This window comes from Streptomyces sp. NBC_01445 (assembly GCF_035918235.1).
Taxonomy (GTDB): domain Bacteria; phylum Actinomycetota; class Actinomycetes; order Streptomycetales; family Streptomycetaceae; genus Streptomyces.
Window position 1 is genome coordinate 688,469 of the sequence record NZ_CP109485.1, and the last position, 11,488, is coordinate 699,956.

Annotated in this window: 6 protein-coding genes; 2 read left to right on the forward strand and 4 right to left on the reverse strand. The window is 69.8% G+C overall.

Features of this window, described 5'->3' with window-relative positions; genetic code table 11:
• Window positions 1-610: 610 nt before the first annotated feature.
• From OG574_RS03425 to OG574_RS03435, 3 genes are all read right to left on the reverse strand, one after another.
• Window positions 611-1,303, reverse strand: coding sequence for a DUF899 family protein (locus tag OG574_RS03425; RefSeq protein WP_326771773.1), 693 nt, complete (start codon window positions 1,301-1,303; stop codon window positions 611-613).
• A gap of 201 nt (window positions 1,304-1,504) precedes the next feature.
• Window positions 1,505-2,656, reverse strand: coding sequence for a hypothetical protein (locus tag OG574_RS03430; RefSeq protein WP_326771774.1), 1,152 nt, complete (start codon window positions 2,654-2,656; stop codon window positions 1,505-1,507).
• A gap of 117 nt (window positions 2,657-2,773) precedes the next feature.
• On the reverse strand, window positions 2,774-4,636 hold the full coding sequence (locus tag OG574_RS03435; RefSeq protein WP_326771775.1) for a SpoIIE family protein phosphatase: 1,863 nt from the start codon (window positions 4,634-4,636) through the stop codon (window positions 2,774-2,776).
• Between the two features lie 153 nt (window positions 4,637-4,789).
• Between OG574_RS03435 and OG574_RS03440 the strand changes: the two genes are divergently transcribed.
• Together OG574_RS03440 and OG574_RS03445 are read left to right on the forward strand one after the other, a co-directional pair.
• The gene (locus OG574_RS03440) at window positions 4,790-9,034 is read left to right on the forward strand and encodes a HAMP domain-containing protein (RefSeq protein ID WP_326771776.1); all 4,245 of its coding nucleotides are present in this window, start codon (window positions 4,790-4,792) and stop codon (window positions 9,032-9,034) included.
• Window positions 9,031-9,669 carry a response regulator gene (locus OG574_RS03445; protein ID WP_326771777.1) on the forward strand — a complete coding sequence of 213 codons (639 nt, stop codon included), beginning with the start codon at window positions 9,031-9,033 and terminating at the stop codon, window positions 9,667-9,669. Before OG574_RS03440 ends, OG574_RS03445 begins: the two co-directional genes overlap by 4 nt.
• A 60-nt stretch (window positions 9,670-9,729) precedes the next feature.
• On the opposite strand, the gene OG574_RS03450 is transcribed toward OG574_RS03445, so the two are convergent.
• Complete coding sequence (locus tag OG574_RS03450) at window positions 9,730-11,415, reverse strand: sel1 repeat family protein (RefSeq protein ID WP_326771778.1); 1,686 nt, start codon at window positions 11,413-11,415, stop codon at window positions 9,730-9,732.
• Window positions 11,416-11,488: the final 73 nt, after the last annotated feature.

The window sequence follows — 11,488 nt, forward strand, 5'->3', positions numbered from 1 at the left end:
GAGATTCGGCGTACTAGATGGTCGGCCGCTCCAGACGAGGATCGCCTGGCGGACCGATGAACTGCCCGGCGGATCCCTGCGCATGACGATCGGTGATGTCGACGCCGCACCCAAGGACCCCAAGTCCGTCCGGAGCAACGACTATCGCGCACCCGCCGGCCAGACCGAGTGCGACAACGTCAGAATCATCAAGGTCCACGGCTGGTGGTGCACCACCACCGTCTCCTCCGTCGCACAGGACGGCGAGATCGTGCTCGGCGGCGCCGCACCCCGCGCGACGATCCACTCCGCAGGCTTCCGCACGCATTGTTCTGGCCACCACGCGCGGATCCGGCAGCACCACGAGATCCAGCGGAACAGCTGGTCCGGCTGGCGCGCCGACAGCAGGCGCCGCGACACCCCCTGGACAACCGCCCGACACCAGGCCCACGGAACCGTCTCAGCACCCTGCCCGCGCGGACGGGCCGGCACCTACACCTACCGCTGGCGGTCACGGTCGAGGTCTTCGGCGTCCAGGCGGACGACTCCCCGGCCGCGAGCGCCGAAATCCGCGCGGACTGCGGTTCGGGCATCAGCTGAGCGCACACGCGGACACCACGGACGGGTGAAGTCAGCTGTTCTCGCCGTATGCCGCCGCGATCTCCGCCGACTCGGCCCACCGGCTGTACGTCGGCTGCTGCGGCCAGCCCTCCGGCGAGTCCTGCCACTCCTCCTGGCGGCCGTACGGCAGCAGGTCGACCAGGCCGAACAGATAGCTCAGGCGCTCGACGCCGCGGCCGTCGGTGTGCCAGGTCCGGTACACCTTGTCGCCGTCGCGCAGGAACACGTTGACCGCGAATCCGGCGTTCGGCGGGGCGCCGACGTCGCCGCCGAACGAGCTGTTCGCCGTCGAGTACCACGTCATCTCGTTCCCGACCTTGCGCTTGTAGGCGAGCGCCTCGTCGATCGGGCCCTGGGTGACGATCACGAACCGGGCGTCGAACTTCTCCAGGCCCATGAGCCGGGTGAACTGGGTCGTGAAGCCGGTGCAGCCGCTGCACTGCCACTCCGCGTCCTCGAACCACATGTGGTTGTAGACGATCAGCTGCGGGTGGTCGCCGAAGATCTCCGCGAGGCGGACCGGGCCGTCCTCGCCCTCCAGTACGTAGTCGGGCATCTCGACCATCGGCAGCTGACGGCGCTGGGCGGCGATGGCGTCGAGCTCCCGGGTGGCGGCCTTCTCCCGGACGCGCAGCGCCGCCAGCTCCTTCTGCCAGGTGGCCGCGTCGACGACGGACGGCAGGGCGTTTTCTGTGGTGGACATGGTGCCTCCGGACGGATCTGGTGCCTGTCTGGGAGTACTGACTCCCGGGGCGGCCGGAAGTCATCGGTCGTCCCCCCAGCAAGATCGCACCAGCGACGGCAACCGGCACCTTCAGAGCCCGCACGGTCAGCTTCCGGGCCCGCATGATCAGCCAACTGGCCGGACCACTGCACTGCCGTTGCCCCCGGGCGTCGGCGCCCCCTACTTGTTCGGGCCCCGGAAGCGGCCGAACGCCTTCGTGAAGGCGGTCAGCGGCGAGCCGTCCAGTCTGGCCGAGCCCGGGTCGACCGGCCGGGGCACACCCGCGCCGCCGGTCGCCTCCGCCAGCGCGGCCTGCGCCGCCTCGGCCGCCTCCCGGTAGAGGTCACAGGACTTCGTCATGGCCTCCAGCGCCTCGGCGTACCTGACGACCATGCCCTGGGCATGAACCAGCTCCTCGTCCGGAGTGAGCAGGTGCCAGCCCTGCCGCAACCGCGTCAGGGCCCGCTCGGCGTCAGCGGGCATCGGCCTCGGCAGCGCGGCGAACTCCCTGATCCTGTCGAGGAGTTCGGTCGGTTCGGAACCGTCCAGGAAAACACTGCGCACCGTGAAGCGCTCCGCCTCGTACCCCGGGACGGGCGGCACCGTGGGCAGGACGACGGCGCCGCCGCGCGGCATCCGCAGGCTCAGCTCCCGCTTCATCGCGACGTCGGCGATCTGGGCCTGGTCCGGCGTGCCCCGGTGCTCGACCACCCGGTGCCGCAGGCTGGGCGGCAGGAACGCCGAGACAGGCTTCTGCCCCACGGCGTCCGGCGTCATCGCCTCGTGCACCACGACATGGATGAACCAGCTGCTACGGGTGCAGTCCCGCAGCCGGTGGCGCAGCTCGTCGTCGTCCTTGGGCAGGTAGTTCGCGGCCCTCAGGCGCACGCCCGGCACGGTGTCGTGGTCCCAGTCGACCCGGTCGCTGTCGGGCCAGAACATGGTGGCGGGCGAGGGCCAGTGCGCGTCCCACGCCCGCTGCGCCTCGGCTGCGAGAACCCAGGTGACACCCTCGCCTTCCTTGCGGCGGGCCTCGGGGTCGTACGTCGTCAGCTGTGCACGCACGGTGACGTCGTCGGCGACGCGCCAGCGGGCCTCGAAGAGGCGGCGGGCCGTCGGACCGGGGTCGGCGGATTCGTCCCGCGGGTGCAGGGCGGTGGAGCGGGCCGCCTCGACGGGGTCGAGGTCCAGGAAGTCGTCGAGCACCCCGGCCGCCTTGAGGGCGATCAGGTTGCGCCGGACGTCCTGCTCGGGCTCGGGCCCGAGATGGCGCCCGCGCCCCAGCCACGCGGTGTCGGGGGCGATGGTCGAGGAGCTGCTGTTCTTGGCCATGGAATCGTTCTGTGGGTGATCGGGGGCTCGACCAGTATGGTCCCTGCACCTGTCGATGGAAGGGGAACCCCGCCCCGACTTGCATCAATCGCGGCCGGACGGGCCCGAACCCCGACGTCAGGCGCGGGGCGGCGGCTTCGGAACGTGGCGCGTGCACGCGTCGGCCGCCGGCGCCTGGAGCACCAGCACCGACAGGTCGTCCTCGACCGGGCCCGTCCCGAAGTCGTGTGCCGCTCGCCGCACATGCTCCGCGAGCGCCTTGGCGCCGAGGCCCATGCCCTGGCGGAGCACGTCCGCGAGACCGTCGTCGTCGTCCAACTGCCAGTTGCCGCGGCGTCGTTCGGTGACGCCATCGGTCACGCAGAGCAGCGTTTCACCGGGTGCGAGATGGAAGGTGCTGGCTCGGAATTCGGCGCCCTCGTCGATGCCGAGCAGCATCCGGGGTTCGCACGCCGGTTCCACTCTGCCGTCGGTGAACAGATGGAGGGGCGGGGGGTGGCCGGCGCTGGCGACCCGGCAGCGGGCTCCTGCCACGCCCGGTTCGACGGCCAGCTCCCCGTACAACATGCTCAGGAAGCGGGTGGCCGCCTGCTCGCCGTCGGCCGTGAGCGCTTCGGCGCTCTCCTCCGCCATGGCGGTGTTCAGCCGGTCGAGCACCGATTCGACGCCGTGGCCTTCGCGCGCCAGGAGCCGCACCAGATGCCGGGCGAGGCCGGTGACGGACATCGCCTCCGGGTCCTTTCCCTGCACGTCCCCGAGCAGGAAGCACCAGCGGCCCTCGCCCTTCGGGAAGATGTCGTAGAAGTCGCCGCCGACGGTCTGGCCCTCGCCGTGCGGCTCGTAGACGATCGCGGTGTCGATTCCCGCGATGCTGGCCAGGGTCGTCGGCAGCTGCCTGCGCTGGAGGGCCACGCTGATGGTCGTCTGTCTCGTGTACTGGCGGGCGGTGTACACGGCCTGTGCGACGCGGCGGGCCACGTCGTCCACCATGCGCACCACCGCATCGGTCATCTGCAGATGGCCGGTCCGGCCGAGGAGCAGTACCCCGACGTCCGTGTCACGGATGGCGAGCGGGAAGGCGAACGCCGACCCGCCCGCACGGTCGGCCCCGCCGCTCTCCGGCCAGGGCCAGGGCGTGCCCCCGGCGCGGATGCCCGCGGACGGCGGGATCCGCTCCAGTTCCTCGCGCAGCGGCACGATGCGCCGCTCGTCGACGTGCCAGACCCGGGACAGTTGCAGCCCTCTCCCCTGGGTTCTCAGCCAGATGCCGCACCAGTCCGCGAGGCGGGGTACGAGGAGCTGGGCCGCGAGCGCGGCGACCATGCTCTGGTCAAGCTGCCCGGCGAGAAGCTCGCTGGTCTCGGCGAGGAACGACGGGCCGCTGTGGTCGACCCACTCGGCGGCGTACCCATGGCTGCGCACCAGGTGTTCCCTCGCGTCGGTCGATTCCGCGATGCCGGCCGGTGCCTGCCCGGTCCCGGGGCCCGCGGCCTCGCCGGTACGGGCCGCCGTGGCCTGGGTCGCCACGGATCCCGGCTCCGCCGACGAGGCCTCCAGCCGGAACCACACCCGCTTCTCCGACCGCCGGTAGGTCACGCCCCAGGCCTGGGAGATCGCGCTCACCAGCTGGAGGCCGTAGCCGGGCTCCCCGTGCCGGGCGTCCGCCGCGGCGCGTACGCCCCTGGAGGGGTGGCGGTCCACGACCTCCACGACTACGGCCAGTCCGGTGTCCGGGTGCCGCTCCAGGCGGCAGACCACGTCGATGTCGGTGCCCGCGTACACGACGGCGTTGGTGACCAGCTCGCTGGCCAGCAGGACGGCATTGTCGATGAGCCCCTGCGGGACCTGCCCAACGGCCGGAACGGCGTCCTGGCCGGGAGGCGTCGCGGTGGACGCCATTCCGCCCGCCAGCACCTCACGCAGAAATCTTCGCGCCTGTGCGGACGCGAGCTGGTTCGCCGGCAACTCCTTGCTGCACACGAAATCAGCCGAGTGTGCGGGCAACGGGATCACGACGCCCCCTGGGTCCGCCGACAGCGTCTGGGAGAAGTATTTTCGTGCCCCTTATAATATGACAAACATGGCTAAACAGGCCGCTGGTGTGCGCGATGAACTCCGGGCGGAGGGTGGTTCATGACCATGGACACGACTCGGCCCGACCCGGCCGAACCGGCCACTGAGGCCTCCGGGCACTGGGTCCGAACGAGTGAGCTGCGCCCGCTTCTCGCCGCGATGAAGGCCCTGCGCGACGGTGACTTCACGGTGCGTGCGGACGGTTCACGGGACGTGGGGGAACTCGCCCCGCAGGACCCGGTGGTCGCGGAGATGAGCGCCGTCCTCAACCAGGTCACCGCGCGAAACGCGCATCTCGCTACGGAGCTCCAGCGCGTCCGGCACGAGATCATCCGGCGGGGCCGGCTGGACGAGCGCATTTCCGCGAGTCCGGGCTCGGGCACCTGGACGACGAACGTGGAGGCCGCCAACACGGCGATCGAAGCACTGGTGGGGCCCGTCGCCAAGGCCACGCGGGTCCTCGACGCCGTCGCGGACGGCGATCTGACGCAGCATGTCGATCTGCACGACGGAAGCCGCCAGCTCCGCGGCGACCTGCGGCGCCTGGGCATCGGCGTGAACCGCATGGTGGACCAGCTCTCCCTGTTCACCGGTGAGGTGACCCGGGTCGCCCGTGAGGTCGGCACGGAGGGGCGCCTGGGTGGCCGCGCGAAGGCACAGGGGCTGTCGGGCGACTGGCTCCACGTGACGGAGGCGGTCAACACGATGGCGTCGCGGCTGACGGCTCAGGTGCGGGACATCGCGGTGGTGACGACCGCCGTGGCGCGCGGCGACCTGACGCAGCAGGTGACCGTCGAGGCAACCGGCGAGCTGCTGGAGCTGAAACTCACCGTCAACAAGATGGTGGACCAGCTGCGGGCATTCGCCGACGAAGTGACCAGGGTCGCCCGCGAGGTCGGCACCGAGGGCCAGCTGGGCGGCCGCGCCCAGGTCAGGGGCGCTTCCGGGGTCTGGAAAGACCTCACGGACAGCGTGAACTTCATGGCGTCGAACCTGACCTCCCAGGTCCGCAACATCGCCCAGGTGACCACGGCCGTCGCGAACGGCGATCTGAGCCAGAAGATCACCGTGGAGGTCCGGGGCGAGATCCTTCAGCTGAAGTCGACGATCAACACCATGGTGGACCAACTCTCCGCGTTCGCCGACGAGGTCACCCGCGTCGCCCGCGAGGTCGGCACCGAAGGTCAGCTCGGCGGACGCGCGCAGGTCAGGGGCGTGTCCGGGGTCTGGAAAGACCTCACGGAGAGCGTCAACTTCATGGCCGACAACCTGACCTCCCAGGTCCGCAACATCGCGCAGGTCGCCACCGCCGTCGCCGAGGGCGACCTCGGCAAGACGATCACCGTGGAGGCCAAGGGAGAGATCCTCGAGCTGAAGTCGACGATCAACACGATGGTGGACCAGCTCTCCGCCTTCGCCGACGAGGTCACCCGCGTCGCCCGTGAGGTCGGCACCGAGGGCAACCTGGGCGGACAGGCCCAGGTCAGGGGCGCTTCGGGGGTCTGGAAAGACCTCACCGACAACGTGAACTTCATGGCGCTCAACCTGACGTCGCAGGTCCGCAACATCGCCCAGGTCACCACCGCCGTGGCCAACGGAGACCTGTCGAAGAAGATCGACGTCGACGCGCGCGGCGAGATCCTGGAGCTGAAGGACACCGTCAACACGATGGTCCAGCAGCTGAGGGCGTTCGCGGACGAGGTGACCCGCGTGGCCCGCGAGGTCGGCACCGAGGGGCGGCTCGGCGGCCGCGCCCAGGTGCATGGCGCGTCCGGGGTCTGGGAGAACCTCACGGACAACGTCAACTTCATGGCCGACAACCTGACCTCCCAGGTCCGCAACATCGCCCAGGTCGCCACCGCCGTCGCGCGCGGCGACCTGTCCAAGAAGATCGATGTCGACGCACGTGGCGAGATCCTGGAGCTCAAGACCACGATCAACACGATGGTCGACACGCTCTCCGCGTTCGCGTCCGAGGTCACGCGTGTGGCCCGCGAGGTGGGCTCGGAGGGGCAGCTGGGCGGCCAGGCCCGCGTGGAGGGCGTCTACGGGACGTGGAAGCGGCTGACCACCAGCGTCAACGAGCTGGCCCTGAACCTGACCACCCAGGTGCGCGCGATCGCCGAGGTCGCCAGCGCCGTCACGCAGGGCGACATGTCCGGCTCCATCTCGGTGGAGGCCCAGGGCGAGGTCGCCACCCTCAAGGACAACATCAACCTCATGGTGGCGAACCTCCGTGAGACGACCCGGGCGAAGGACTGGCTGGAGTCCAACCTGGCCCGTATCGCCGGGCTCATGCAGGGCCACCGCGACCTGGTCGAGGTCGCCGACCTGATCCTGCGCGAGCTGACCCCTCTGGTGAACGCCCAGTACGGTGCGTTCTTCCTGGCCGAGGCGAGTGCGGAATCGGGCGAGGACCTGGAGCTCCTGGCCGGTTACGGCACCGGCCAGGAAGAAGGCCACAGGCCGCGTCCCCGGCTCAGCCTCGGGGGGCCCGGCTGGGGCCTGATCACCCAGGCCGCCGCGGAGAAACGGCGGATCCTCGTCGACGCGGTCCCCGCGGACTACATCACCATCAGCTCCGGCCTCGGCTCCGCGCCGCCGGCCAGCGTCGTCATCCTGCCGATCCTCTTCGAGGACCGGGTGCTCGGCGTCATCGAACTCGCCTCGTTCAGCCGCTTCAGCGAGGTCCACCTCGCCTTCGTCGACCAGTTCGTGAACACCATCGGTGTCTCCATCAACACCATCATCGCCAACTCCCGCACCGAGTCCCTCCTCTCCGAGTCCCAGCGCCTCACCGCCGAACTGCGCCAGCGCTCCGACGAGTTGCAGCTCACCAACGCCAAGCTGGAGGAGAAGGCGGCGCTCCTTGCCACGTCCTCCCAGTACAAGTCCGAGTTCCTGGCGAACATGTCGCACGAGTTGCGCACACCCCTCAACTCGCTCCTCGTGCTGTCCCGGCTGCTCGCCGACAATCCCTCCGGCCGGCTCTCCGCGGAGGAGGTGGAATTCGCCGTCACCATCCACCAGGCGGGCTCCGACCTGCTGCAACTGATCAACGACATCCTCGACCTGTCGAAGATCGAAGCGGGCCGGATGGATGTGCACCCCAAGAAGCTGCCGCTGAACAAGCTGCTCGACTATGTACGGGCCACCTTCCAGCCGCTCTCCGGGGACCGGGGCCTGTCGTTCGACATCACGGTCGGCGAGGACGTTCCCCAGGAGCTCTACTCCGACGAGCAGCGCCTCCAGCAGATCCTCCGCAACCTCCTCTCGAACGCGGTGAAGTTCACCTCGTCCGGCGGGGTGGAGCTGCTCGTGGAACGTGCGACGCCGACGAACTTCGAGGAGGAGACGCTGCGCGACGCGGACGCCGTCATCAGCCTTGCCGTCAAGGACACGGGAATCGGCATCCAGCCGGAGATGCTCAGCGGGATCTTCGAGGCGTTCCAGCAGTCCGACGGCGCCACCAACCGCAAGTACGGCGGCACCGGTCTCGGCCTCTCCATCAGCCGGGACATGGCGGCCCTGCTCGGCGGCCGGATCATGGCCGAGAGCGAGCCGGGCGTCGGCTCCACCTTCACGCTCTTCGTCCCCGTGCACTACACAGCCCCCATCGTGGAACCGCTCCCCGCGAGCGGCGACGTGCAGGCCATCGCCGGACCGGGCTCTGTGGGCAGCCGGCCCGCGGCCCTCTCCGGGACCGCGCAGTACGAGGCCTTGAGCACTCGGGAGGCCGCGCCCCTGCCGAGAGTCCGTACCCCCGACGAACTCGGCAGCCTCGCCATCGCGGACGAACACACCAGCTGGCCGGAGACGACCCGGCTCAAGGAGTGGCTGACCGGCGACGCGGCCGGGGTACTGGCCAACCGCCGCATCCTGATCGTCGACGACGACATCCGGAACGTCTTCGCGCTGACCCATGTGCTGGGCCGCGTCGGCATCAGCGTCAAGTACGCCGAGAACGGCCGCGAGGGCCTCGAGGTCCTCGACCGGACACCCGATGTGTCCCTGGTGCTGATGGACATCATGATGCCCGAGATGGATGGTTACGAGATGATCGGCGCGATGCGGCGCACACCGCGCTTCGCGAACCTGCCGGTCATCGCGCTCACCGCCAAGGCCATGCCGGGCGACCGCGAGAAGGCGATCGAGAGCGGAGCGAACGACTACATCCCCAAGCCGGTGGACGTCGACCGGCTGCTGTCCGTGATCTGCCGGCTCCTCGACCCGCAGACCCCCTCGGAAACGCCTCCGGGCGGCCCCGGCGACGACACCGACGACACCACGGGGCAGGCGACATGACAGCACCGCAGGGAGCAGCGGCGGACGCCTCCAGCATCCTCATCGTCGACGACATGGAGGAGAACCTGGTCGCCCTCGAAGCCGTACTCGGCTCGCTGGCCCGGGTGGTCCGTGCGCGCTCGGGCGAGGCCGCTCTCAAGGCGATGCTGCGGCAGGACTTCGCCGTCGCGCTCATCGACGTGATGATGCCCGGCATGAACGGTTTCGAGACCGCCGCCAACATCAAGGGCCTCCACCAGACCAAGGACGTCCCGATCATCCTGCTGACCGGTGCGGCGGTCGATCCGAACTACGCCTACCGCGGCTACACGGTCGGCGCGGCCGACTTCCTGATCAAGCCGTTCGACCCGTGGCTGCTGCGGACCAAGGTCAACGTCTTCCTGGACCTTCACCGCAAGAACCGGCAACTCGCCGAACAAGCAGAGCAGTTGACACGCCTTCTGGCGGTCGACGTGCCCGCGAACCCACCCGAGGAGCAGCACCGGCTGGCCGACGTCGAACGTCAACTCGCCCAGGTACAACGCCTGCTGCGCGAAGGAGACGGTTCGGACGAACCCGAGGCGGCGGGCCTCGCCGACCGGATCGCCGTACTGGAAGAGGCTGTGGGACGGCTCCTGGAGCCCCCGGAGCAGTAGGAGCCCACCGGGCGTGCCCCGACGGCCGACGGCAGAACCGGCCGGCGGGCCCGGCTCCCCTCAGCCCGCCGCCAGTGCCTCCTCGGCGGCCTCCAGCTCGTCCTGAGGGTCCAGCATCCGGGACAGCACGTCCAGATCATCTGCGTCGTAGCGGGACCTGACGTCCTCCCGCCAGTGCTCGGCGGCTACGCGCAGCACGTCCACGGCCTCCTTGTGGCGTCCGGTCCGGTTCAGCACGAGGCCGTAGTAACCCGCCGCCTCGGTGCCGAACGCCTCGTCCCGGCCCTCTTCCCATGCCTTGCGCAGGTACGGCTCGGCTTCCTCGTACGCACCGCGCTGGGCGATGGCCTTACCCGCCAGCATCGCGTTCAGTGCGCTGTTGTCGGCTGCCGCGCGGACGTACCACCGCTCGGCCTCCTGGTAGTCCTTGTGGTAGTCGGAAAGCCAGGCCATGGCACCGCAGGCGTCGTGGTCCCCGGCCTCCGCGGCGATCCGCTTCCAGTGGTCACGCCGCACGGGCTCGCCCAGGTCGTCATAGAGCCACCTGAGATCGGCCGCGGCCGCCATGTCGCCCGCCAGCGCCGCGGGCTCGTGCCAGGGAAGCATCCAGCGTGCCGCCGCCCCGCCCGACTCGTAGAGCATCTTCCCGTACGCGTACGAAGCCTGGAGATCCCCGGCCTCGGCCCGTTGACGCAGCTCCTGCAAGCGGCGCAGATCCTGCTCGGGCGGCACCTCGTCCTCCTCACGGAGCCGGGCGATCTTGGCGAGCCGATCGGGGACGACCTCGTCGTCGGGGTCGACCTCCCTCAGCCGGTCCTCGGCCTCGTCGAGCCGGCGCTGCCGGCGGAACAGATCGGAGAGCCTCACCAGCGCAGCACGGTGCCCCGTGTCGGCCGCGAGGGCGTACCAATGCTCGGCCTCGGCGAGTTCGCCGCGCTCCTCGTTGAACAGGCCCAGGATGAAGGCCGCGCCGTCGTACCCCTCGCTGTGGGAGCGCAGGAGGAGTTCACGGACCTCGGGCCAGCGGTCGTCGGAGTGGTGCCGCTCAAGGAAGATCGCGTGCTCGACGAGAGCCACCGGGCTGAGGTATCCGGCCCTGCGGAAGCAGTTCCCAGCTTCGTCGGTCAGACCGGGATAGTCCTTGAACTCACTGTCCAACTCCCCCAGGGGTTCCACCGCCTCGCCCGCGGCCTCGCCGTCCTCGGCGTCCTCCGCCGCCTCGAGGTCATCGGCGACCCGGTCGAAGGTCTCGCGAATATGCTCGAAGAGCTGCACCCACCGGAAGACGGCGATGTCCCCGATGTCCACGCCCTTCATCAGGAACTCGGCTGCCTCATCCGGCTTTCCCTCGGCTGCAAGGAGCTTGCCCAGCTCGATCTTGCAGTCGAGACGGCCCATCTCCCAGCCTTCCCGGAACCACTCCGCAGCCTCCGGGTCACCGTTCTCCTTGAGCAGTACGGCCAGACCGTACGCGCAGCCGGAGTGGCGGTCCGCGGCAAGGCGGTAGAGCCGCTCGGCCTCCCGACGGTCACCGCGGATCTTCCGATAGCGGGCGAGGGTGTACGCCGAGAAGGCGTCGCCCGCCTCAACTGCCCGTTCCCAGTACGGAATTCCCTCGTCGATCCGGCGGCCGAGTACAAAGAAGTCGGTGTGGCGACGGGCGGTCTCCTCGTCGCCCACTACCGCGGCGGCGACGAGGCCCTCGCCACGTTCCTCGATGGTCTGCGCTTCGTTCTGTAGTGCCATGCGAGAGATCGTTTCATCCAGCCGCGACTCAACCAACCTCGGGACATCGGCGCCAAGTTCATGGGCCCAGGGG

What these genes read in the sequence shown, in the direction of transcription:
- OG574_RS03425 (WP_326771773.1), bottom strand. Translation starts at nt 1,303, where the DNA reads ATGTCCACCACAGAAAACGCCCTGCCGTCCGTCGTCGACGCGGCCACC.
- OG574_RS03430 (WP_326771774.1), bottom strand. Translation starts at nt 2,656, where the DNA reads ATGGCCAAGAACAGCAGCTCCTCGACCATCGCCCCCGACACCGCGTGG.
- OG574_RS03440 (WP_326771776.1), top strand. Translation starts at nt 4,790, where the DNA reads ATGACCATGGACACGACTCGGCCCGACCCGGCCGAACCGGCCACTGAG.
- OG574_RS03445 (WP_326771777.1), top strand. Translation starts at nt 9,031, where the DNA reads ATGACAGCACCGCAGGGAGCAGCGGCGGACGCCTCCAGCATCCTCATC.
- OG574_RS03450 (WP_326771778.1), bottom strand. Translation starts at nt 11,415, where the DNA reads ATGGCACTACAGAACGAAGCGCAGACCATCGAGGAACGTGGCGAGGGC.